The following is a 22648-nucleotide window of genomic DNA, read 5'->3' on the forward strand; positions in this document are numbered from 1 at the left end:
CCGCTATTCCGTATCAGTCGCCTTCAAGAGCTGCGCGACTTCCATTACTTTTCGGCGCAGGCGCTCATCAGTAATGCCGAAATAGAGCTCGAGGAGCTGACGCGACTCCCGCTTGGTAACGAGTTCACTCCAATCCTGCGCTTCCGAGGTTTGCTTCGACTCGACGGACGGCCGCTTCTTGTCTTGCAACTCATCGAAGAACCAGGTGATCGGGACGGCGAGTTGGGTGGCAATGCCGTAGAGTCTCGAGGCGCTGATGCGGGTTTCCCCGGCCTCATATTTTTGAATGAGCTGAGATGTCAGGCCAAGGCGTCTTGCTAACTCGTCTTGACTGAGGCCCAGGAGGTTACGCCTGAGACGCAATCGCTTCCCGACGTGCTCGTCGACCTGGGTCGGCTTTTTCGACGAAACCCTGATTTTGCCGCCGCGCCGGTTCGGCGCGCGAGATTTCGACTTTTTCGGAGAAGGTTCAGAGGCCATCAAAAAACACCGCGGTTGAATTCTTTCCGGGGCACAATCAGCTGGAATAGTGAACAGGCCATATCAACTCCTAGGCGGCACTATCAACTAGAATTATGTCATGCGGGTTACAAATGCACGGATTATTGGGCGTCAAGGCACACAAGAATTGCGGGACGTCTCACCCATGCAAGAGCCTCTTCCGACATCGGGGCGTCTACCCGCCCATCTCAAGGTCAAGCACGGGCCGGTAGGCCTGCTCGGGCGGTTCTTCCTCTGGGCCGACAGCGCGGCCAGGGATCGCGGAGTGACGCTGTCTTTTGGCAGCCTGCAGGATCTCATCGAAGCCAACAGGGCCAATTCCGATAGTTGGCGCCCGCTTGTGCCGGTTTTTGACGAGGCGTTGGGCGGGGTTACGCCGGAGACAGCCTTTGTCTTGATCGGGCGGAGCCATGATGGGGAGATCGTCGCAACACAAGCGGCGCGCCTCTATGATTGGCCCGAAACCTCTCTGAAGGACGAAGCCACCTCGCTGCGGATGTTCTATGCCGATCCTGATGCAGCTTTGGCGCGTGAAGATCGCTGCGAGATCAACACGCCGATCGCCGAGAAAATCACCGGGCGCGTCGTCTTTTCCGGCGCCATCTGGTATCGGCGTGATTTCAGAGGCAAGGATCTTGGAACAATTCTGCCGCGCATTTCGCGGGCATACGCCTTCACAAGCTGGCATAGCGATTTCACGATCGGCATGTTGGGCGATGGCATCATCGCCGGCGGCCTGGCCGAGCGTGCCGGATACACCAAGGTCGAGCAGGCTTGCATCAAGCTCATGGCGTCGCCGCTTGGCGAGTTGCATTGCGGGTTGGCCTGGATGCAGTCTGACGAACTCCTCGCCGATCTCGCCGCAATCATGGCTCGGGCGAGCGTCCCCGACATCGGACTCCGCGTTGCCGAGGAGGCAAAGAATTGATGTTGCAAGGCAAGACGGTATGAACCGTTCGTCCCGAGGACTAAGGGCTGGTCAAGGGACTGTTCGGTTGCATCGACGGCTGGGACTGGGCAGGGCTTTCCGAATTTCTCCATAACGATGCGATCTACGAACGACCGGGTTACGAGCCGTTTGTCGGAAAGCCGGCAATCCTGGAATTCGATCTGACGAAACGGATTATCTCGCTCGGCGGTACCGCGTGGAGAGGGCGCTGAGCGACGGCGCAAACATGCGTGTTGCGGGCAGCTTTTCCGGGGGTGCCAAGAATGGGGCAATCTCAGCGTGGATTCTGCTGATGTCTACTGCATCAGGGAAGGGCGGATCGATCTACGCGAGATATTTTTCGATAACCCGGGAATCGAGTGTGGATTGCTGCTCCCTGACGTCAAACACCGATGCGCCAAGGAGGCATGCTCCCCCATTTCCCTTATAGGTGAACGGCAAGATGAGACGGCGATAGTGGCAGCGAAGGCTATCGTTCCTGTCTGGCCGTCTGATCGTGGCGTCCACCTCGTCCAGGCGTGGTAGTCGCGTCTCCTGGACGCGGAGGTAAATGCCTTTCACCCATCGGCCGTAATCGTAATCCGGTTGTTCCTCCAGAGGCAGGCCCCTCGCATTCTTCCGCCAGGTCTCGCCGTAAATCTCAAAGCCGGATCCGACATCGGCAATAGTCAGGCGCCCATCCACGGGCTCGACAATAAAAAAGCGCGCCCGAAGCGATTCAGGCAGCGCGTCGGCCAGCGCTGCCGAATCATAGACCTGCTTCGAATCAATCCATTGCGCGAAAAGCGACGAAAGTGCTTCGTCCGCGTTCGCGAGTATTTCGAGCGGCTGCTCTCGGCTCGTGAAGACGGACGAATATTGCTGATGGCTCGCAGTAACCTGCTCGGCAATGTAGGCGATCGTCTGCGGGAGGCTCGGGAGCAGCTTTTCGACGAACCGGTCAGGGCAGGAAATGATGGTGCGCTCGATCCCCATGTCAGCAAGGAAATAGAGAGCTGCCGCGATGCTCGTCGGGGACGCCGTTTCAGGTCGAAACCGGATGCGCGCCGCGTCGGGAGCGATTTTCGTTATGGCCACAAATCCCAGATTTTCGATCAAGTAGGCCAGAAAGTCGAAGTCGGGAAGCGAGCAATGCAGGAAACTTCTCAAGGTTGGTGATCGCGCATCCCATGCGCGACCGTGGTCATCCAGAACGATCGTTTGCATGCGACACTCACCCGTCAACCCGGAGTAAAGTCGTCCATCTGGCGCTTATTTTTTGGCGAAGTTGCGTCATCTTAACTACGCTCGCTCTGCGGGACATCAAAATTCAACGGGTGATTGGGTTCACGCTTTGGTGACCGCGTAGTTGTGAGTTCGCCTTGCTGCAGTCGCTTCGTCGTCGTGCGCGAGGGCGCAGTCGCATCAATTATAGGTTGTGGCGAAATTAAGGACGCTCGAAACGGGCTGTGTCGCTTCAGCATGAGCTCCTTATCGGCAACCAGAACTAGATTTTTCGCATCTCAACTAGAATTAGATATTGACGCTGAGTGTGGATTTGTGACTAGTATTGCTAGTCAAAGAATTTCTGATGGAACGCTCAAGGAGTTCGGCATGCAACCGCAGAAACAGGCCGTCGTCGCGAATGGCCATCATCACCACGCTACGACGCGCGTGGCGGACAAACTTCGCGGCCAGATCTGCTGCAATCACGAGCTTTCGTTCCTGATGGAAGCTCACGACGGTCTGTCCGGCGCCATAGCCGAGCGTGCAGGTTTCAAGGGGCTCTGGGCATCCGGCCTGTCGATTTCGTGCTCGCTAGGCTACCGCGACGCCAACGAAGCATCCTGGACCCAGCTCGTTGATGTCGTCGAGCGCATGGTGGACTCGACCGACCTTCCAGTGCTCGTCGACGGCGACAGCGGCTTTGGCAATTTCAACAACGCGCGCCTTCTGGCACGCAAGCTGCGGCAACGCGGCGCCGCCGGTGTGGCACTGGAGGACAAGGGCTTTCCCAAGATGAATTCGTTCGTCGGCGATCGGCATCCGCTTGCCGATACCGGCGAATTTTCGGGGCGGCTGCGCGCCGTGAGAGATGCCGTCGGCGACGACTTGGTTCTCGTCGCGCGGATCGAGGCGCTGATCGCTGGTCACGGAATGGATGAGGCCCTCACACGCGCCCACGCCTATGCCGAGGCCGGAGCTGACGCCATCCTCATTCATTCGCGCAAGAGCGTAGCAGACGAGATCCTCGCCTTCGCCGGCGCTTGGCAAAATCGGCTCCCCGTTGTGATCGTTCCCACCAAGTACTATCGAACGCCGGTTGCCGCCTATCGCGAAGCCGGCATCTCGACCGTGATCTGGGCCAACCACTCGATGCGGGCGGCAGTCGCCGGGATGAGAGACATTTGCGACCGCATTCTCGCGGAGGAGAGCATCGCCGGCATTGAAGGCGAAGTCGCCTCGCTCGACGAGGTCTTCGGCCTGATGCGTTACGGCGAACTCGCTGCCGCCGAGGAGCGATATCTGCCGACCTGCAACGGAAATGGTCACGCGAAAGCGTGATTCTCCGGCCCTCCATCCCCACAGCATAGAAAGCATCCCAACGCGGAGATCGTGCCATGCTTCATTCAACACTTGCGGCCTCAATACCCAATCAGCTGCCTGAACCGGATATTGCAGAGGTGATCCGTTGGCGTGACAGTTCCTATGCGGCTGACCTTTATATTGCAGCCGTCTCATGGCTTGATCTCTTCACCTATCTCGACGAAGCCCCTGCGACCGAAGCCGCGCTGCGCAGTCATTTTCAGATCAAGGAGCGACCGACGCGGACGATGATCAGGCTCTTTGAATCCTGGGGGCTGCTCACCAACGTCGATGGCAACCTTTGCGCTACCGCATCGGCGCGACGCTATTTGAGCCGCAACTCGAGCGAGAATATCTCCTCTTACATCGCGACCATGAAGTACAAATCATCTGTCCGGGAGATCTACGACGTATTGCGCCTAGGCGCACCCGACACGTGGCATGTTGAGCGCGGCGACACGACCAATTGGGACGCGCTGATGCAGACCGACGATTTCGCCGATCTGAACACGCGCGGAATGGAGGAACGTGGACGGATCTTTGCTCCCGATCTCGCGCGGCTGCTCGACTGTTCGCAGGACACGGCTGTGCTGGATGTGGGAGGTGGATCGGGCGTCTATTCCGCGCACCTGCTTAACCGATATCCCAACCTGTCGGCCACGATATTTGAGCGTCCTCCTGTCGACCAGCTCGCTACGCAATGTCTGGCCGAACGCAAGCTGCCCGCAGCAAGAGCGCGTGTGATCGCCGGAGATATGTTCGTCGATCCATTTCCAAAGACCGCTTCGCTCCATCTCTATTCGCACGTCCTTCACAATTGGGGGCCGGAAAAAGTACGACTGCTGCTGGAAAAGTCCTACCGAAGCTTGCTGCCAGGCGGCCGGGTGGCCGTTTACAGCTGTCACCCGGACGATCGAGGCGGGCGTCCCGCGCCGATTGCGGAAGCAGAATATTCGGTTCTGCTGACGACCGGTTATGAGGGCTGCTGCTACAGTTTCGAGGACATGCGTTCCCTCATGGAAGGCGTTGGCTTTCAGCACGTCGACTATCGCAGGTCGATCTGCAACCGAAGTCTCATCACAGCGCGAAAGCTCGCCAGCAGCCCGAGCTGAACAAGACCTTTTTCCGCACGAGATCGCTGTCCGAAGGCGGTTTGCCTGGTCCTGGTGTCGTCCAGCGGACGACACCAAACGCTGCGCTCTGGCTGACGTCAGAAAGAATATCACCTTGTCGGGAGGACGCCTCAAAATGACTTTGTCGACAACGACACTCTTGGGTCTTCTGAAGCAGCAGAAGTACGCGTTTTTTTCCGGGGTCCCCTGCTCGAATTTCGCCGATCTGTTCCAGCAGGTCGCCTTGGACAACGATATGATGTCAGTCCCGGCGGCGAGCGAAGGCAGCGCGCTATCATTTGCCGTCGGCGCAGCGCTGGCAGGGCAACGAAGCGTCGTTGCCCTGCAGAATTCCGGTCTGGGCAACATCATCAATCCGCTGACGTCGCTGGTCCAGATCAATTGCATTCCAACACTGCTTCTGATCTCGGTCCGGGGACACACCGACGAACCGGAGGACGAACCGCAGCATCGTATCATGGGTGCCAAAACCCACGCTTTGCTCGATCAATTGGCGATCCCATGGAGCGAGTTCGACGGGACGCCGCAGGGCTTTATGGCGACCCTGCTGAAGGCCGAGGAGGCAATTGAGCGATCGGTCTCGTTTGCGATTTTGGTCCGGAAAGGTCAGCTGTCGACAGGCCTCGGCGTCGTCGTCAATGGCGAGCAACGCGAGAGCGATTATCCGCTGAGCGTCGGATGCGCTCTGGAAATCGTCAGCGAATCCCTGCGCCCGACCGATCTCATCGTCTCAACGACCGGATTTATTTCACGCGAGCTGTTCCGACTGAGCGACCGCCCGGAGAATTTCTACATGCAGGGGTCGTTGGGCCATTGCAGCGCGGTGGCTGCGGGCATTGCGCTCGCGCATCCATCGCGTCGCGTAGTCGCGCTGGACGGCGATGGCGCCGTGCTGATGCATATGGGGGTATTGTCGACGATCGGGCACGCCTCTCCGCGAAATCTGCTGCATGTCGTGCTCGATAACGAAGGTTACGTTTCAACCGGCGGCCAGAAGTCCACGTCGGTGACGTCATCGCTGGAAGCTGTCGCCGTGGCCTGCGGCTACCGGGCGGTCAGCCGGTGCGTAACCGGGGCCGAATTGGGGGAGGCGGTTGCGCGAAGCTTGTCGACCGAAGGGCCGCATTTCGTGCTGTGCAAGGTCAATCAATCGCATTCGCGTTCGCTGCCCCGGGTGACATCCCAGCACAGCCCGGAAGAAAACAAACGAGCGTTCCAGATCGCGCTGACTCAGCCGCGAACTTTCCATCAGCAAGCTGCACCGGTGGGAGTGGCGCGGTGAAACATCAGGCGGTCAATATGCTGACCAGCTTCCTCTGCCTCTCGTTCGTCGTCATTATTTGGGGCACGAACTGGCTCGTGATCAAGGACGCCCTGCAGTCGTCGCCACCGCTGCTTTTCACCGGCATCCGTCTGCTCGGCGGGGCCATTGCCATCGGAGCCGCACGTCTGTGTCTTGGCTATCCGCTTCAGCTCGGTTGTGCTGGGAAGGGCAGGCTGGTTGCAGTGGGTCTTCTTCAAATGGCCGGAGGTCTCGGGCTGAGCCTAGTCGGCTTGCAGTATCTCGATGTCGGTACCAGTGCCTTGATCTTCTATACGATGCCCTTATGGCTCGTTGCAATCGAATGGATCATCGATCGTCAGCAGCAATCACTGCTCGATATCATTGCGCTGACCTGTGGCATGCTCGGTCTCGGGCTGCTGGCGTCCGGCGCCAATCCGGTGGCGACATCTCATGGCTTCCTGGGCATCGCGCTGCTTTCGCTGGCGGCTTTCAGCTGGGCGCTGGGAACATGGATCCATAAACGCACTCCCGGCGGCGGCAACCTGTGGAGCCGTACCATCTTTCAATTGACGATCTCGGGCGTCGTTGTGATCGTTGCGTCGCTTCTGATCGAGCGTCGTCCCGATTGGAATCAGTTGCCGCATCTTGCCTGGCCCATCGCATTCAACTGCATCGTGGCGACCGGGTTGGCATTCGTCGCCTGGTATCGGGCGCTCAGCTCCATTTCGACGCAGATCGCATCTCAGAGCCTCGTGCTCATCCCTGTCGTCGCTCTGATTGCGGCCGCTGTCTTGCAGCAGCAGACACCCACGACACGTGTCATGCTCGCCTGTGTCCTCATCATCGTCGGTGTCACCATCGCGATTTGGCATGCTGGTGGCCAGAGGCGCCAATCTCCATAAGCGCGATCCCGCCCGCGCGGAAGCCCATGATCGGCAGGGAACACCACATGGAGCCCGGCGATGTCAGAGGCAGCACGTCTCTATCACCCGATGAAGATCGCAGGAGAGAATGTCCTTACGGATTCGTCTATCGACGTGCGGAACCCGTTTACCGATCAGGTGATCGCGGCAGTTCCGCAGGCGCATCCCGAGCACGTTCGACGCGCCTTCGCGATTGCCCGGGCATTCCGTCCCAGGCTCACAAGGCGTGAGCGGGCGCGGATCCTGCTGGCCACGGCGGAGGCGATCGAAGCAAACCGGGATCGGCTTGCGCATCTCATTACATCGGAGAGCGGCCTGTGCTTGAAAGACTCGCTGCATGAAACCGTGCGGGCCAGGGATGTCTGGTCATTCGCGGCGCATGCAGTGCTCCACGACGACGGAGAGATTTATGCGGGCGATATCGGAGGGGGCGCGCAGGGCCGACGCATATTCTCGACCAGGACGCCGCTCCTTGGTGTCATCTCCGCGATCACCCCCTTCAACCATCCCCTGAACCTCGTGAGCCACAAGCTCGCTCCGGCGATCGCGACCAACAACAGGGTCGTGCTGAAGCCGGCGGAGACGACGCCTTTGACCTCGCTTGCTCTTGCCGATCTGCTCTACGAGGCAGGACTACCACCTCAGATGTTGTCGGTGGTCACCGGGGATCCGCGTTCGATCGGAGACGCGATGATCAATGACCCGGACATCGACCTGGTGACGTTCACGGGATCGGTGAGCATCGGAAAGAGAATTGCCGAGGGGGTGGGGTACAGAAGGCTGGTGCTCGAACTCGGCGGCAATGATCCTCTGATCGTCATGGGTGACGCCGATCTCGACCGCGCAGCCCAATTGGCAGTGCAGGGGGCGACGAGAAATTCCGGGCAACGCTGTACCGCCGTCAAGCGGGTTCTGGTCGTTGATGGCATCGCCGATCGCTTTGCCGAAGCGACCCTCGCTCTGATGAATCGTCTCGTGGCAGGGGATCCCATGGACCCCAACACGGATGTGGGAACGGTCATCAACGCGAGGGCGGCGTCGACGATTGCCGGCCGCGTCGAGGCGGCAATCCGGAGGGGCGCCCGCCTGCTGCTTGGCAATACCCCCCAGGGCGCGCTGTACCCGCCGACGATGCTGGACCATGTCCCGCCCGATTGCGAGCTGGTGCGCGAAGAGACCTTTGGCCCGGTCCTGCCGATCATTCGCTGCCCGGATGACGTCGAACAGATCGTCGCCGTCGCAAACTCATCCGCCTTCGGTCTTTCGGCGGGGGTGTGCACAAACAGGCTCGATTACGTCACCCGCTTTGTGGATGCCCTGGACGTCGGCTGCGTCAACGTGTGGGAAGTCCCGGGATACCGGACGGAGCTGACGCCGTTCGGCGGCATCAAGGATTCCGGCCTCGGCCATAAGGAGGGCGTGCTGGAGGCCATGAAGAGCTTTACCAATATCAAAACCTACTCGCTGCCGTGGTGAGACAAACTTCAATCCAGGAGTTTGGACGCGGCCGCTTCGTCGGTGACCAGGACCTGGCAGAAGCCAGCCAGCAGGCCGGCGCGAATAATGTCGACCTTGTGCTCACCTCCGGCGGCAAGGATTCGATGTCTGATCTGAAGCACATGCTCGATCGGTGGATTGATCGTACGCTGCACCAGGGGGTGGCGAAGCGGCTTACCGGCTGAATCGAGGTAGTGACCGCAAATATCCCCGACCGCACCGGCTTCAAGCAACGAAGCCCAGGTTTCGCGAGAGATAACGTCATATTCGAGCGCTTTTGATTGCGGAGAGAGGTCGATCGCGCTCAACAGCGCGACGTCGAGGGTGGGCACCATCGCGAGCACGGAACGAACAGGTTCACTCGCGACGAGGATGTCCCTTAGCTCCGCAGTCTCGGCGAACATCGGCGCGGTCAGATAATAGCACCGCGCGCCAAGCGCCCGGGCAATCATGGTTGCGTTGTCATACGGATTGATCGGCGCACTTTCGGCGAGTCCGCCGGACATCAGCACCACGCGGGTGCCGTCTCCAGATCGCAGCGGCAGGTTTTGAGCCGCGGCATTGATGGTGCCTCCCCAGGTGATTCCCAGCGAACCCGACGGCGGAAGGCATTCGGCAACGTATCGCGCGGCGGCGGCTCCGATGAAAGAGCGCACATCGGTGCCGCCCATGGGGACCGGCACCACGATCGCGTGACGCAGATCAAATTTGCGGACGAGTTCTTCTTCGAGCTCGGTGCGTTGGCCCGCCGGATCGGCGATCGTGATTTGAACGAAGCCGCTTTCCCTTGCCTCACCGAGGATGCGATTGACGCGCTTGCGGGTCATCTTCAGCCGCTGCGCGATCGCGTCCTGGGTTTGCCCCTCCCTGAAATAGTACCAGCAGATCCTGGCAACCAGAGCGGCATCGATCCGACCGTCGCCGGCTTCGCCTTCGCTTGGTGCCGCTTGTGGGCCTCGAATCAACACGCCCGGGCCCTCCAATCAGCTTCAGGAGCCTGCTGTTTGCCTGTTCCCGGGGCGAAATGGCAACCCATCATATTTTTCCACAGGCTAGAGTTTCTCTGCTCAAATGTACCATAGACGTCACAAATGTGTTAACGGCAACCTCTATCTGTCCGCCGAGCTTGGAAACAGGAGACGGTCCATGCGTCGGCTGATCATCGCATCCTTACTGTTGTGCAGCGGGGCAACCTCCGCGTTCGCGGAATTTTCCGACAACAAGATCATCATCGGTGTGATGGGTGATCAAAGCGGAGTCGTTGCGGACGTCGGCGGACCCGGATCGATCTTGGCGGCCCGGATGGCGGTCGAAGATTCTGGCGGCACCGCTGGCGGTGTCCCCGTCGAGATCATCACTGCCGACCACCAGAACAAGCCCGAGGTCGCCTCTGCAATTGCCCGCGAATGGTTCGACCGGCGCGGTGTCGACGTCATCGTCGACCTGCCGCATTCTGGTGTGGTCTTCGGATTGATGGCCATTGCCACCGAAAAAAAGCGCTCCCTGATGATATCGGGCGCCGCAAGCGTGGAGATCACCGGAGGACGCTGCTCGCCATTTGTCACGCACTGGACCGATGACACCTATTCGCTCGCGCGCGGGACAGCCGCCGCCCTTATGCAGCAGGATCTGAAGTCCTGGTATTTTCTGACCGCGGACTATGCCTTCGGCCACGATCTCGAAAAGGACGCCACGCGCCTGGTCGAGGAACGTGGAGGCAAGGTGATCGGAAGTGCTCGCCACCCTCTGGGCACGGCCGATTTCTCCGCTCTTCTCCTCCGCGCGAAATCCTCGCAGGCGCAGGTCGTCGCTCTGGCGAGCGCCGGCGCTGACACTGTCAACGCTATCAAGCAGGCTGGTCAGTTCGGTATCATGCGTGGTGGCCAGCGTGTCGCGGCGCTCCATGCCTTCGTCACCGATATCAATAGTGTCGGCCTCGAAGCGGCCCAAGGCCTGATCATCACGACCGGCTTTTACTGGAATGACACGGACGGGACTCGCGCCTTCTCAGAGCGCTTTTTCAAGGCTCATGGTCGCATGCCGACCCGCGAGCAGGCCGGCGTCTATACAAGCGTGCTGCACTATCTCAAGGCCGCCGACAAAGCCAAGAGTGACGATGCCGCCATCGTGAATGCGGAAATGCGAAAGCTGCCCGTCGACAAATTCGGTCAACAGGTCCGGATCCAGGAAAACGGCCGCGTCATCTATGATCTGGGCGTTTATCGCGTGAAGAGCCCGGCCGAGAGCAAGGCTCCGTGGGACTATTATGAGCGGATCGCCACGGTCCCGGCCGACACCGCCTTTCGCTCGATCGATACGGCGGGCTGCGCCGCTCCGAGCGTTCGATGACGACCATCCTTCTTGATCGTCCGCAGCGGGCAGCCGCGCCGATTGCTTCGGCGGTCCGGGGGCGGGCTGTAGCTTCGATGCTGACCGCCCGCGACCTGACCGTTCGTTTCGGCGATTTCGAGGCGCTTCGCGGTGTCTCGATCAATCTCGACGCAAAGTCGATCCATGCCGTGATCGGGCCGAACGGGGCGGGCAAGACCACGCTCTTCAACGTGATCAGCGGCTTTGTGAAGCCGAGCAGCGGCCAGGTTCGTCTCAACGATGCGGATGTGACGGCAGCCCCGCCGAACCGACTTGCTCGGCTCGGGCTCGCCAGATCGTTTCAGATTTGCTCGATTTTTCCGAACCTTTCGGTCGCCGACAATATCCGCACGGCACTCGCGCTGAACCTGCGGGGTCTGCAGTTTCTGCGCGGCCGCTCGAGACGAGACGAAAATGAAGCAAGGGTCCGCCATCTTCTCGATCAAGGCGGGCTGGCGAACGAAAGCGAACGCAGGGCCGCGGATCTGCCCTATGGCCGTCGGCGACTGCTTGAGATCGTCACGACGATTGCAGTCGCGCCGAAATTTCTACTGCTCGACGAGCCTACCGCCGGCCTCGCCCGTGAAGACATCGCGCCTGTCGCAGCCCTGATCAAGACGGTTGCCGCCAGCTGTGGCGTGCTTCTGGTCGAGCACAATCTGCAAGTCGTGAGAAGTCTAGCGACGAAGGTCACGGTGCTCGCGGAAGGCTCGGTCCTTTGTGAGGGAGGCTACGACGAAGTCGCGCGCGACCCGCGCGTGATCAACGCCTATATCGGAGCGGAGCGCCGTGGCTGACGCTGCTTCGCTGCGCCTCTCGGATGTGGAAGCCTGGTATGGCGATTCCCAGGTGCTGTTCGGCGTCGGATTCGCGGTTCGGCCAGGCGAGGTCACCTGTCTGGTCGGTCGCAACGGCGCGGGTAAGACAACCATCCTTCGCGCCATCATGGGTTTGCTGCCGCGACAAACCGGCAGCATCGTCCTGTCCGGGTACGAAGCGAGCGGAATGCGCCCATATGAGCGCACCCGGTTCGGCATCGGCTATTGCCCCGAGGAGCGCGCGATCTTCTCCAGTCTCACCGTCGAGGAGAATCTTGCCCTTCCTCCAGCGGTTTGCACTGCAGGCATGGCCAACGATGAGATTTTCTCGCTGTTTCCGAATCTTCGCACCAGGGGACGCCATTACGGCGACCAACTCAGCGGCGGCGAGCAGCAAATGCTCGCCATCGCGCGGATTTTGCGCACGGGCGCCCAGGCCCTTCTTCTGGACGAACCCACTGAAGGGCTAGCGCCGGTCGTCGTGAGGCAGATCGAGCAGGCGCTGATCGAACTCAAGCACCGCGGCTACACGATCCTGCTTGTGGAACAGAACCTCGACTTCGTCCTGCATCTCGCTGATCGCGTGGTGGCGATCGAGAACGGTGAGGTTGTGGACGACCTCGAAACCCAAGGTGGCGAGCACGTCAGGGCTCGGCTCCTCCAACGTCTCGCGCTGTGACTCCTCCATGATGGACCTCATTCTCGGCTACCTGACGATCGGCCTGGTCAATGGTTCGTTCTATGCGCTGCTCAGTCTCGGGTTGGCGCTTATCTTCGGTCTTCTCAACGTTCTCAACATGACGCACGGCGTGCTCTACATGATGGGCGCCTTTGCTGCATGGGCGGGTTCTCGATATCTCGGATTGGGCTATTTGGAGGGGCTGGCTTTCGCGCCGGTGTGCGTGGCCGCTTTCGGCATGATCCTCGAACGTTGGTTGCTGCGTCGAACCTACGGCCTCGATCCGCTCTACGGATTCATGCTGACGTTCGGCGTGGCGATGGTCGTTCAGGGCGGCTTCCAGGCCCATTTCGGTTCGACCGGACTTCCCTACGCCGCGCCGGACTGGTTGTCCGGCGGGCTGGATTTCGGCTTTCTGTATTTCCCCACGTACCGGCTTTGGGTCGTCGCCGTGGCGCTTGTCATATGTGTGATCGTCTGGGTCGCCATTGCTCGCACGCGGCTGGGCTCGATTCTGCGCGCCTCGTCTGAAAATGCAGCCACTGCCGAAGCGCTCGGCGTCGGCGTGCCCCGTGTCTTCGCCGCGACCTTTGCCCTGGGCGCGGCCCTGGCGGGATTGGCAGGCGCGCTGGCTGCGCCGATCTACCAGGTCAGCCCGCTGATGGGTTCGGACATCCTGCTTGTCGTATTTGCAATCATCGTTATCGGCGGCATGGGCTCGATCGGAGGGACGATCATCTCGAGCTATGCCCTCGCGCTGATCGAGAGCCTTACGCAGGCGCTGGTCCCGCAGGCGGCAAGCTTCATCGTCTTCGCCTTTATGTGCGTGGTGCTTCTGCTTCGGCCGCAGGGGCTGTTCGGCATTTCGGTGGTTCGATCCCACGAATTCCTGACTGCCCGGCTATCGCGGATCGAGCCGGCCGGAAAGGAAGCTGCCGCCAAGCGCTTGATCGGCATGGTGCCGGCGCTCGCTGTCGCCGCCGCGCTGTTGGCGTTACCGATGCTGCTCTATCCCGTTTATCTGATGAAGATCTTCTGTTTCACCATCTTCGCCGCCTCATTCAATTTCCTGCTTGGGTTTGCCGGCATCATGTCCTTCGGCCAGGCGGCCCTGTTCGGTACCGCGGCCTATCTTACAGCGCATGCGGCAAAGGAGTGGGCGCTCCCACCGGAGGCCGCGATTGGCATCGGGATAGCGGCAGCGCTCGCTCTTGGCCTCGTCATGGGCATCTTTGCGATCAGGCGTCGGAGCATCTATCAGGCGATGATCACGCTGGCGATCGCGCAGATGATCTATTTTGCCTATGTGCAGGCCAGCTTCACCCATGGCGAGGACGGCATTCAGTCGGTTCCTCGCGGCATGTTGCTGGGCTTGATCGATCTCCGCAACGACGCGAATGTCTATTGGCTCAGTGCCGTCGCGATGCTCGGCGTGCTCTTCGGCCTGCGCCGTCTGATGAATTCCCCGTTCGGGATGATGCTGATCGCGATTCGCGACAATGAACGCAGGGCTTTGTCGCTGGGGCACAATGTCGATGGATACAAACTCGCTGCATTCGGCGTCGCCGCCTTCTGTGCCGGGGTCGCCGGCTCCATGAGTGCCATCATCTTCCAATTGGCCACCTTGTCCGACGCGCATTGGCAACTTTCGGGCGAAGCCGTGCTGATGGCGTTGATCGGCGGTATCGGCACCTTCGGTGGACCTCTCGTTGGCGCCGCCGTGTTGGTGACCATGCAACATTTCCTGTCGTCGTTCGGTGCCTGGATCGTGGCAATTCAGGGAGGCGTTTTCGTTCTTTCCGTCCTGCTGTTTCGTGACGGGCTATTGCCCCATGCCCTTGCGCTTGTCGCAAATCTTCGCCGGCGAGATGCAAGTTCGGAAGACGCTGCGGCCCCGAGAACGGTGGAGGCCGTCGGCCAATGAATCGCGCATCAGGCACCCGGAGGCTGGCGCTCGCTTCGAACGGCAGGCGATTGAACGAATTGTCGGCGCGTACGATCGTCGATGCGATCCGCGAGCGTCGGCTGACGGCGATATCCGTGATGGAAGCCTGCCTGGAGCGAATTGCCATTCGCGAACCGGAGGTGAAGGCCTGGAGCTTCTTGGATGTGGATGCGGCGCGGCAACGCGCGCGGCTGGCAGATGAATATCAGGCCAGCGGACTCCCGCTCGGCCCGCTACATGGCCTGCCGGTCGGCGTGAAGGACGTGTTCGACACCAGCAATATGCCATCCGAATACGGCAGCGAAAGCTTGCGTGGGCGTCGCCCGACCGAAGACGCGGATGCCGTCAGCCTGCTGCACCGGGCCGGTGCAGTCGTCGTCGGCAAAACCAGCACGTCCGAATTCGGAATGTATCATCCCAGTCCGACCCACAATCCCCTGGATCTGTCGCGCTCCCCCGGCGTGTCGTCGGCGGGCTCCGCGGCGGCCGTGGTCGATCGTATGGTTCCGCTGGCGCTCGGCACCCAGCACACGGCATCCACTACGCTGCCAGCTTCGTTTTGCGGCGCGTTCGCCTTCAAGCCGTCGTTCGGATTTGCGAGCATGCAAGGATCGAACGTGCTGGTCCCGCGTATGGCGCATATAGGTCTGCTGGCCCGCTCTCTCGACGATCTCACACTATTCGCCGGAGCATTCGATCGCAGTCTCGCGGATGTCGAAGCACTGCGGCATCCGCCCAGGCTCGGTTTGGTCCGTGGGCCGGGCTGGGACAGCGTCAGTCCCGACGCGCGTCAGGCTCTCGATCGTTTGGTCGCCGGACTGCCTGTGGCTGTGGTGACGGTCGATCTTCCAAGCGAATTCGATATGGCGCTTGAGGTTGTGCTGGGCCTTCTGAACGCCCATCTGGCAAATCGTTTCGGTGCCCTGCCGGAGCAAACGTTCCGCAGCTTCTGCCCACCATTGCAGGAGGGGATCGTTGCTGGGCGCTCGTTGAGTGCCGAGCGCTATCTCGAACTCGAGGCCATGGCCGACCGGCTCAGCGCTCTGGCCGCGGCGCTGTTGTGCGACCATGATGCTTTGCTCACGCTCTCCGCGCCAGGTGAGGCTACGCGCCTTGAGGAGGGGCCGGGCTCTGGCGTCATGTCCATGCCCTGGAGCCTGTGCGGACTACCCACCGTGTCCCTGCCGCTGCTGCGCGGAATGAACGACCTGCCGATCGGCGTCCAACTCGTTGGTCGTCACGGGGGTGACCACGAACTTCTGGGCGTGGCGGCGTGGCTCACAGACGTTGTAACACTCGACGGTAAGTCTTCTCATGAACAAATCTGATCGAATCTCGACCGATGTCGCGTCATGTCGCGCCGAGAGACCTCTGCTGAGAGTGAACGGGCGGGCCTACGCGTGGCCGAAACATCCCGCTGTGGTCATCTGTTTCGACGGCTGCGATCCGGCCTATATCGAGTCTGCCAGCGCCGCCGGAGCCATCCCGGCCATCGATCGGATGCGGCGCGAAGGCTTCAGCACCTCGGCACTTGCGGCAATGCCGACATTCACCAACCCCAACAATGTGTCCATCGTCTGCGGTGTACCGCCTGCTGTGCACGGTGTCTCCGGCAATTTCTATCTTGACCGCGACACCGGCGCAGAAATTATGATGGTCGATGCGACGCCGGTTCGCGCGCCAACCATTCTGGCAGCGTTCTCGCAAGCGGGAGCCAAGGTTGCTGCCATTACTGCCAAGGACAAGCTGCGCAGGGCGCTCGGCCATGGGCTCGACGGCATCGCTTTCTCCGCCGAGAAGGCCGACGATGCAACCGATGCGGAGAACGGCATCTCCGCAATTGGTGCGCTGGTGGGGCGTGGAGCGCCGGACCAGTATTCCGCCGATCTTTCCTTGTTCGTGCTCGATGCCGGAATTCGCCTGCTCGAGGCCGGCCGGCCAGACCTGATTTATCTGTCGCTTTCCGACTATGTGCAGCACAAGCATGGGCCGGAGGCTCCAGAAGCGATCGCCTTTATGCGCGCGGTAGACCAGCGGGTCGCAAGGTTGGTCGCGCTCGGCGCCTGCCTCGGCATCGTCGCCGACCATGGCATGAATGACATGGCCCACCCGACCGGCGAGCCGAATGTCGTCTATCTCGGCGACTTGCTGGATGCCGCCTTCGGCGCGGGTGCAACCCGCGTCATCTGCCCAATCACCGATCCCTTCGTACGCCACCATGGCGCCCTGGGCGGATTTGTCCGGGTGCATCTGCAACGGACGGGGATTTCCCGCGCCGCGGTGTTGGAGTTCATTCGGCAGCTTCCCGGCGTCTGCATGGCCGCTCCGCGCGAGGAAGCGTGCCTGCGCTTCGAGCTGCCGGAAGATCGCGAAGGCGACATCGCCGTGGTGGCCAGGTCGGGTGTCGCCCTCGGCGCTCACGCCCGCGACCACGACATTTCGCGACTCGCGGGCGAGCGGCTGCGTTCTCATGGCGGGCTCGCCGAGCAGGTGGTACCGTTCATCCTCTCTCACCCGTTGAGGGCCGGGGTGGCGCTGGGCAGGGCAGGGCAACCGCTCCGCAACTACGACGTCTTTTCGGCATTGCTCAACGATGTGGAAGTCTGACCATGCCTCGCACCATCCTCGTCATCCTCGATGGTCTACGCCGCGATCTCGTGACACCCCAGACCACACCACGTCTTGCCGCCTTCGCCGACCGCTCCGAGCAGTTCGCCGCCCATCGCACGGTGTTTCCGTCTTGCACGCGGGTGGTCTCGGCGAGCCTGGCAACCGGTTGCCATCCGGCGCGCCACGGCTTGCAGGGCAACACCATGGCGCTGATGGAAAACGGGCGCCTCGTTCGGCACGATGCGGGTCACCCCGACTTCCTCCAACACAAGCGGCGCGTCACCGGTCGCGCGCTGGCCGTGCCGACTTTGGCCGAATGCCTGACGGACAGCGGGGGCGCCGTCATCTTCAGCAACGTGTCGCCAGGGGCGGCCTACGCGCACGATCCGGATGGATTTGGGCGGGTCTATCATCGCGCCGGTTCGTTCGGCCGTGGCCGCGTCCCGCTGCCGCAAGACGAGCAGCTTCGCGTCACGCTGGATGCGGAGGGCGACCGGGCGATGACCGAGCGCTTCATCCGAGAAGCGGTGTTGCCCCAGTCTGATCCTCCTGCTCTTGCGGTGCTGTGGCTCGGTGAGCCGGATGCGACGCAGCACATCTTACCCATGGGGTCACCCGGTCATCTTGCGGTGCTGGAACAGGCGGACCGCAATGCCGGGCGCGTCATCGACGCCGTGGCCACGCTTGCGGACAGGGACGATGTTCTATTGCTGATAGGATCAGATCACGGCCATCAGACGGTCGCCGGCGTCATCGACATCGATGAAGAACTGGTCGCAGCCGGATTGAAGGAGAGCACCGACTCCACCGACGTGGTCGTCGCCTCGAACGGCACCTCCGCGCTGCTCTATGTCCATCCTGATTTCGTCGCGCGCACGCCTTTGGTCGGTGACTTCCTCGCCAATCAGGAATGGGTGGACACCGTTCTCGATGGCAGCGCACTGGCATCGGTGGGGCAGTCCCGGGATCATGGCCTCGCTTTTGCGGTCTCAATGCGCGCGAGCGAGGAACACAATGCCTACGGCGTGGCTGGCACCAGCCTCGTTGCGGAGCGCGCCGGCGGCAAAGCAGATATTCTCGGCAGTGGCCAGCACGGTGGTCTCGGCGCAGGCGAGCAGGCACCCTTTCTCATGATCGAAGGCACGGGCTTCCGCCGTGGTGCGGTGAGGCAGGAGCCTTCCTGCATCGTCGACATCGCGCCAACCATTCTTGCTCATCTTGGGCTTCCTGTCTCCGGAATGGACGGGCGCCCGCTCCAGGCCGCTCAGGAGGGGCCTCAATGGCTGAGATCGAACGACGACTTCGGACCCGGTGAGGATGTGCTGCTGACCGCCGCGGGGCGTTCCAGAGTCACCTCCGCGGTGAATAGGAGCCCATGATCTGGTCTAGAGACCTTGAAGATTTCTGTTGTTCGGCAGTTTCAACGCATCTACCATTTGCGAAACAATAAAACGTGGAGATCAACTGCACGGGAGGGAATGATGTGCTGCATTCGTGCAATGCGGCTGATCACGTCCGCGCTTCTGCTGTCGCTATTCCTTTCGGCGCCTCCAAGTTATGGTCAGGGGCTCCCGCAAGATATTCCAAGGAAGGAACTGCTGATCCTGGAAAACCCGGAAGGGACCATCAAGAACGCCGGTTGGTTCAACATCTGGGCGATCAATGCCGGATCGCAGTCGAACGGGCTGCAGCAAGTTGCGCTCGACACGCTTTGGTACATTGATCCTGAAGCCGGCCTTGACGGGGTCTGGGACAACTCGCTGGCTGCCGACAAGCCACAATATAATTCCGACTTTACCGAAATGAGGGTGAACCTCCGGAAGGGCATCTTCTGGAGCGACAACGTTGAGTTCACTGCCGATGATGTGGTCGCGACGGTGATGACTCAGATCATGCATCCGGGGATGCGCTTCAGCGCAGTGATGGCGAGCAACGTCGCGTCAGTCGAAGCGCCCGATCGTTACACAGTCGTGTTCAAACTTAAGCATCCAAATTCGCGCTTTCACACCAATTTCACCGTGCGCTGGGGCGCGGTGTGGATCTTGCCCAAGCACGTTTTCGAGAAGGTGGATGATCCGCTCAGATTCGATTTCAACAAGCCGATCTCTCTCGGTGCATACGAATTGCACAGCTACGATCCAAACGGAAAATGGTACATTTGGCAACTTCGCCGCGATTGGGAGCGCACGACGCTTGCTCGCTTCGGCAAACCCGGGCCGAAATATCTCGCCTATGTGGATCCCGGTCCTCCGGACAAACGGGTCATTCTGCAGCTCAATCACGAGCTCGACGTCATCCATGACATTGCGCCTGAAGGCATGTTTGCCCTGGCCAGGCAGAGCGGGACGACGCGGACATGGTTCAAGGGATTTCCTTATGGTCATCCCGATCCGACCCTTCCTGCGGTGATCTTCAACACGCAGAATGATCTGTTCAAAAGCCCAGATGTACGATGGGCGCTTGCGCTGTTGATCGACATCAAGGCGGTCGCGATGGCCGCCTATCGCGGCGCCTGCACCATCTCAGCCATCGGCGTACCGCCGACCGGAGCCCATCCGGAAACCTATCACCAGCCGATGGAAGAGTGGCTCAAGAGCTTCGAGATCGACACCGGTAAGCGTAAGATCAGGCCGTACGATCCCACGATAGGAAAGCAGATCGCCGACATGCTGCGGCCCTCCATGGGTGAACAAATTCCATCCGACCCGAAAGAGGTCGCCCGAGCGTTCGGGATGGGTTGGTGGAAGCCTGATCCGCAAGCTGCGCAGGAACTGCTGGAAAAGGCGGGCTTTGCCAAGCGTAACGGTGCCTGGACCGCGCCGGACGGGAAGCCGTTCAGCATCCGCGTCATGGTCGAAGGCGATCTGCGCCCGGTGATGACGCGCGCCGGCACGATGATCGTGCAGCTGTGGAAGCAGGCGGGCATCGATGCCAAAATCGATCTGGCGCAGGGGACGCTGCCCACGCGACGGGCCGCCGGCGACTTCGACACCCTGATCGGGTGGAGCGTCGAGACGTGGGGCGGCCACCAGGATTTGTCCTATTTTCTCGATAGCTGGCACTCCCAGTTCGTTGCCGAGCCGGGTAAATCCCAGCCACTACGCAACTGGCAGCGCTGGTCGAGTCCGGCGCTCGACAAGATCATCGAGAAGATCCGCAGAGTCGATTTTGATGATCCGAGGTCGATCGAGCTCGGTAAGGAATATATCAAGCTGGCGGTCAAGGAGATGCCCACCATCCCGCTGATGGCCTACACCGTCTTCACCGCGATGGACCAGACCTACTGGACCGGATTTCCGACATCTGAAAATCCTTACACGAATCCGGTGCCGAACTGGGGCAACTCGCGCTATATGTTCGTCAGGCTCAAGCCCGCCAGTTAGGTCCGTCGGGCGATGCTGCGATCCCGTCCTACGAGGCCGCCGACTGCGGTGGTCCGGGATCGTTCCTCAGGCATCGGGGTGCGTTCATGAGCGGGTATATCGCTTTCCTGTTGCGGCGCCTGGGACAGTTCGGGCTTGTCCTTTTCATCGGCATCAACGTTGCGTATGTCATTACCCACGCCTCGCCGATTGATCCAGTCGAGCAATCGATCTCAGCGGTCACCTCTTTCGGCAACACCGCTCCGGATGCGGTCGAGCAGATGCGAAGCTCGCTGCGCGAGCTCTATGGCCTGGGCGCTACGCCGCTCGAACAATATCGCCTGTTCTGGAGCCGAATTCTGCGCGCAGATTTCGGCCCGTCGCTATCGGCATTCCCAACTCCGGTCGCGACCCTGATTGGCCGTGCGCTGCCCTGGACTGCAGGATTGCTGGCCATCTCGACCACCATCGCCTGGGGGCTCGGCAATCTGTTGGGTGGGCTTGCCGGCTACTACCAGAAAAGCTGCACATTGCGGTTGATGGGCGTGGTCGCGATCGGGTTGCATCCAATCCCGTACTATATTCTGGCACTCCTGCTGCTCATCGTGTTCGGCTATCTCTGGCCTGTGCTTCCGATCGCCGGTGGTTCGGCGATGAACTTGCCGCAGACGTTGACGATCGAGTTCGTCGCGAGCGTCTTACAGCATGCGATCCTGCCGGCGCTCTCCCTGATCCTGATCGGGGTAGGGAGCTGGTTTATCGGCATGCGAGCCCTGGTATCGAACGTCATGACCGAGGACTACGTCGTCTACGCCGAATTGGCTGGCGTGAGGCCCTGGCGTATCCTGTCGTCCTACGTCATGCGGAACGCGCTGGCGCCTCAGCTAACTGGCCTGGCCATGTCGCTTGGGGGCATCTTTAATGGAGCGGTCATTACCGAAAAGGTGTTCGGCTATCCGGGGCTCGGTTCGCTCCTGGTCGACGCGGTCTACGCGGGAGATTACGGCCTCGTGCTCGGCGTGACGACCGTCTCGATCGTGGCCGTTTCGGCTGGCGTGCTTGCGATCGATCTTCTCTACCCGTTGCTTGATCCCAGAGTAAAGGTCAACTGATGGCTGGAGCCATGCGAGACCTCTTCCGCGATCACGCGGAGTTCAGGATCGGGGCGGTGCTGGTCGCGTTTGTGCTGCTGCTGTCGGCCCTGGCGAGTTTCTCGCCATATCCGCCGGAGAGCGTATATGTGGTGCCTCCGGATGTGCCGCCATCGCTGGCCTACTGGTTCGGCACCACGTCGCGCGGCCAGGACGTGTTTTGGGAGCTGAGCGCCGCCCTTCGCAACACGCTGCTGTTCGGCGCCATCGTCGCGATGATCAGCCGTGTTCTGGCCCTCCTGGTCGGCCTTCTCAGCGGGTATAAGGGAGGGTGGGTCGACCGGGCCCTGATGTCGGTGAACGACACGTTCATCGTCATCCCTCTGCTGCCGCTGCTCGTGCTGTTCTATTTCGTGATGCGCGACCGCATGTCCTGGCCCGCATTGGCGCTGATCATGGCGTGTTTCGGCTGGGCCTATGATGCGCGACTGATCCGCTCTGTCGCAATGAGCCTGAAGGCCCGGGAATTTACCCAGACCAGCCTGTTCTCCGGCATGAGCACGTGCGAGATCCTGGTTCAAGAGCATCTGCCGCACGTCATGCCGGTCGTGTTCTCGACTGCCATGAACAACATGGTCTGGTCGATCGGTCTGGAGGTGACGTTGGCGGTGCTTGGCTTCACCGACATCAACAGGCCGACGATCGGCGGCATGATCTATTGGGCCAACCAGCACGCGGCAATGGTGGCGGGAGTTTGGTGGTGGATCGTCTTTCCGGTAGCCGCTGTGACGATGATGTTCATCGGGCTGTTCCTGCTCGCAGTCACCGCCAACGCATACATTGATCCGAGAAGTCGCTTCCAATCCATTGGAGGCAACTTCTGATGTACGCGCAGGCGGTGCCTGAGGTTCCCTCGGAAG

19 protein-coding genes and 1 pseudogene are annotated in these 22648 nt (G+C 60.9%); 17 read left to right on the plus strand and 3 right to left on the minus strand.

The annotated features are described in order from the left end of the window. Positions 1 to 3 precede the first annotated feature (3 nt). Complete coding sequence (locus ACQR1W_RS33650; RefSeq protein ID WP_434854777.1) at positions 4 to 480, minus strand: helix-turn-helix domain-containing protein; 477 nt, start codon at positions 478 to 480, stop codon at positions 4 to 6. Between the two features lie 100 nt (positions 481 to 580). Here ACQR1W_RS33650 and ACQR1W_RS33655 point away from each other — a divergent pair, with 100 nt between their 5' ends. Next, positions 581 to 1429, plus strand: coding sequence for a hypothetical protein (locus ACQR1W_RS33655; protein WP_434854778.1), 849 nt, complete (start codon positions 581 to 583; stop codon positions 1427 to 1429). 345 nt (positions 1430 to 1774) lie between these two features. Here the strand turns inward: ACQR1W_RS33655 and ACQR1W_RS33660 are convergent, their stop codons facing one another. Next, entirely contained in the window at positions 1775 to 2656 is an 882-nt protein-coding gene (locus ACQR1W_RS33660; protein WP_434854779.1) for a hypothetical protein, read from the minus strand. Positions 2657 to 3043: 387 nt separating this feature from the next. Here ACQR1W_RS33660 and aepX point away from each other — a divergent pair, with 387 nt between their 5' ends. The 5 genes from aepX to phnY all read left to right on the plus strand — a co-directional run bounded on the left by aepX (position 3044) and on the right by phnY (position 8832). After that, positions 3044 to 3994, plus strand: a complete 951-nt coding sequence (gene aepX, locus ACQR1W_RS33665; protein WP_434854856.1) for a phosphoenolpyruvate mutase — start codon at positions 3044 to 3046, stop codon at positions 3992 to 3994. 56 nt (positions 3995 to 4050) lie between these two features. Continuing rightward, entirely contained in the window at positions 4051 to 5127 is a 1077-nt protein-coding gene (locus ACQR1W_RS33670) for a methyltransferase (protein WP_434854780.1), read from the plus strand. Between the two features lie 136 nt (positions 5128 to 5263). Then, on the plus strand, positions 5264 to 6430 hold the full coding sequence (gene aepY / locus ACQR1W_RS33675; RefSeq protein ID WP_434854781.1) for a phosphonopyruvate decarboxylase: 1167 nt from the start codon (positions 5264 to 5266) through the stop codon (positions 6428 to 6430). Beyond that, a complete protein-coding gene (locus ACQR1W_RS33680) occupies positions 6427 to 7335 on the plus strand; it encodes a DMT family transporter (RefSeq protein WP_434854782.1) in 909 nt (302 codons plus the stop codon). Before aepY ends, ACQR1W_RS33680 begins: the two co-directional genes overlap by 4 nt. Before the next feature lie 60 nt (positions 7336 to 7395). Beyond that, positions 7396 to 8832, plus strand: coding sequence for a phosphonoacetaldehyde dehydrogenase (gene phnY / locus ACQR1W_RS33685; RefSeq protein ID WP_434854783.1), 1437 nt, complete (start codon positions 7396 to 7398; stop codon positions 8830 to 8832). 8 nt (positions 8833 to 8840) lie between these two features. On the opposite strand, the gene ACQR1W_RS33690 is transcribed toward phnY, so the two are convergent. Continuing rightward, positions 8841 to 9836, minus strand: coding sequence for a sugar-binding transcriptional regulator (locus ACQR1W_RS33690; RefSeq protein ID WP_434854784.1), 996 nt, complete (start codon positions 9834 to 9836; stop codon positions 8841 to 8843). A gap of 163 nt (positions 9837 to 9999) precedes the next feature. Here ACQR1W_RS33690 and ACQR1W_RS33695 point away from each other — a divergent pair, with 163 nt between their 5' ends. The 11 genes and pseudogenes from ACQR1W_RS33695 (at position 10000) to ACQR1W_RS33745 (ending at position 22612) form a co-directional block, all read left to right on the plus strand. Then, complete coding sequence (locus tag ACQR1W_RS33695) at positions 10000 to 11202, plus strand: ABC transporter substrate-binding protein (RefSeq protein ID WP_434854785.1); 1203 nt, start codon at positions 10000 to 10002, stop codon at positions 11200 to 11202. Continuing rightward, positions 11199 to 12020 (plus strand): ABC transporter ATP-binding protein, encoded by an 822-nt coding sequence (locus tag ACQR1W_RS33700; RefSeq protein WP_434854786.1) that lies wholly within the window; start codon positions 11199 to 11201, stop codon positions 12018 to 12020. Before ACQR1W_RS33695 ends, ACQR1W_RS33700 begins: the two co-directional genes overlap by 4 nt. After that, positions 12013 to 12720, plus strand: coding sequence for an ABC transporter ATP-binding protein (locus ACQR1W_RS33705; protein ID WP_434854787.1), 708 nt, complete (start codon positions 12013 to 12015; stop codon positions 12718 to 12720). Before ACQR1W_RS33700 ends, ACQR1W_RS33705 begins: the two co-directional genes overlap by 8 nt. 10 nt (positions 12721 to 12730) lie before the next feature. Next, positions 12731 to 13582 (plus strand): annotated as a pseudogene (locus ACQR1W_RS33710) (branched-chain amino acid ABC transporter permease); the annotation flags it as partial. Between the two features lie 162 nt (positions 13583 to 13744). Continuing rightward, positions 13745 to 14644 (plus strand): branched-chain amino acid ABC transporter permease, encoded by a 900-nt coding sequence (locus tag ACQR1W_RS33715; RefSeq protein WP_434854857.1) that lies wholly within the window; start codon positions 13745 to 13747, stop codon positions 14642 to 14644. Further along, positions 14641 to 15993, plus strand: coding sequence for an amidase (locus tag ACQR1W_RS33720; RefSeq protein ID WP_434854788.1), 1353 nt, complete (start codon positions 14641 to 14643; stop codon positions 15991 to 15993). Before ACQR1W_RS33715 ends, ACQR1W_RS33720 begins: the two co-directional genes overlap by 4 nt. After that, positions 15980 to 17272 carry a phosphonoacetate hydrolase gene (gene phnA, locus ACQR1W_RS33725; protein ID WP_434854789.1) on the plus strand — a complete coding sequence of 431 codons (1293 nt, stop codon included), beginning with the start codon at positions 15980 to 15982 and terminating at the stop codon, positions 17270 to 17272. The genes ACQR1W_RS33720 and phnA overlap by 14 nt, the downstream gene beginning before the upstream one ends. 2 nt (positions 17273 to 17274) lie before the next feature. Continuing rightward, positions 17275 to 18654 (plus strand): alkaline phosphatase family protein, encoded by a 1380-nt coding sequence (locus ACQR1W_RS33730; protein ID WP_434854790.1) that lies wholly within the window; start codon positions 17275 to 17277, stop codon positions 18652 to 18654. A gap of 120 nt (positions 18655 to 18774) precedes the next feature. Beyond that, positions 18775 to 20658 (plus strand): ABC transporter substrate-binding protein, encoded by a 1884-nt coding sequence (locus ACQR1W_RS33735; RefSeq protein ID WP_434854791.1) that lies wholly within the window; start codon positions 18775 to 18777, stop codon positions 20656 to 20658. Positions 20659 to 20744: 86 nt separating this feature from the next. After that, the gene (locus tag ACQR1W_RS33740) at positions 20745 to 21749 is read left to right on the plus strand and encodes an ABC transporter permease (protein ID WP_434854792.1); all 1005 of its coding nucleotides are present in this window, start codon (positions 20745 to 20747) and stop codon (positions 21747 to 21749) included. Then, positions 21749 to 22612, plus strand: coding sequence for an ABC transporter permease (locus tag ACQR1W_RS33745; RefSeq protein WP_434854793.1), 864 nt, complete (start codon positions 21749 to 21751; stop codon positions 22610 to 22612). The genes ACQR1W_RS33740 and ACQR1W_RS33745 overlap by 1 nt, the downstream gene beginning before the upstream one ends. The last annotated feature ends 36 nt before the right edge of the window (positions 22613 to 22648 follow it).

The organism is Bradyrhizobium sp. HKCCYLS1011 (genome assembly GCF_051167795.1).
Lineage (GTDB): Bacteria > Pseudomonadota > Alphaproteobacteria > Rhizobiales > Xanthobacteraceae > Bradyrhizobium.

Excerpts from the sequence above, each read along its gene's own strand:
- ACQR1W_RS33700 (WP_434854786.1), top strand. The coding sequence starts at position 11,199 with ATGACGACCATCCTTCTTGATCGTCCGCAGCGGGCAGCCGCGCCGATT.
- ACQR1W_RS33695 (WP_434854785.1), top strand. The coding sequence starts at position 10,000 with ATGCGTCGGCTGATCATCGCATCCTTACTGTTGTGCAGCGGGGCAACC.
- ACQR1W_RS33655 (WP_434854778.1), top strand. The coding sequence starts at position 581 with ATGCGGGTTACAAATGCACGGATTATTGGGCGTCAAGGCACACAAGAA.
- ACQR1W_RS33660 (WP_434854779.1), bottom strand. The coding sequence starts at position 2,656 with ATGCAAACGATCGTTCTGGATGACCACGGTCGCGCATGGGATGCGCGA.
- ACQR1W_RS33740 (WP_434854792.1), top strand. The coding sequence starts at position 20,745 with ATGAGCGGGTATATCGCTTTCCTGTTGCGGCGCCTGGGACAGTTCGGG.
- ACQR1W_RS33730 (WP_434854790.1), top strand. The coding sequence starts at position 17,275 with ATGCCTCGCACCATCCTCGTCATCCTCGATGGTCTACGCCGCGATCTC.
- ACQR1W_RS33670 (WP_434854780.1), top strand. The coding sequence starts at position 4,051 with ATGCTTCATTCAACACTTGCGGCCTCAATACCCAATCAGCTGCCTGAA.
- aepY (WP_434854781.1), top strand. The coding sequence starts at position 5,264 with ATGACTTTGTCGACAACGACACTCTTGGGTCTTCTGAAGCAGCAGAAG.
- ACQR1W_RS33650 (WP_434854777.1), bottom strand. The coding sequence starts at position 480 with ATGGCCTCTGAACCTTCTCCGAAAAAGTCGAAATCTCGCGCGCCGAAC.
- phnY (WP_434854783.1), top strand. The coding sequence starts at position 7,396 with ATGTCAGAGGCAGCACGTCTCTATCACCCGATGAAGATCGCAGGAGAG.
- aepX (WP_434854856.1), top strand. The coding sequence starts at position 3,044 with ATGCAACCGCAGAAACAGGCCGTCGTCGCGAATGGCCATCATCACCAC.
- phnA (WP_434854789.1), top strand. The coding sequence starts at position 15,980 with ATGAACAAATCTGATCGAATCTCGACCGATGTCGCGTCATGTCGCGCC.
- ACQR1W_RS33720 (WP_434854788.1), top strand. The coding sequence starts at position 14,641 with ATGAATCGCGCATCAGGCACCCGGAGGCTGGCGCTCGCTTCGAACGGC.
- ACQR1W_RS33715 (WP_434854857.1), top strand. The coding sequence starts at position 13,745 with ATGAAGATCTTCTGTTTCACCATCTTCGCCGCCTCATTCAATTTCCTG.
- ACQR1W_RS33735 (WP_434854791.1), top strand. The coding sequence starts at position 18,775 with ATGCGGCTGATCACGTCCGCGCTTCTGCTGTCGCTATTCCTTTCGGCG.
- ACQR1W_RS33745 (WP_434854793.1), top strand. The coding sequence starts at position 21,749 with ATGGCTGGAGCCATGCGAGACCTCTTCCGCGATCACGCGGAGTTCAGG.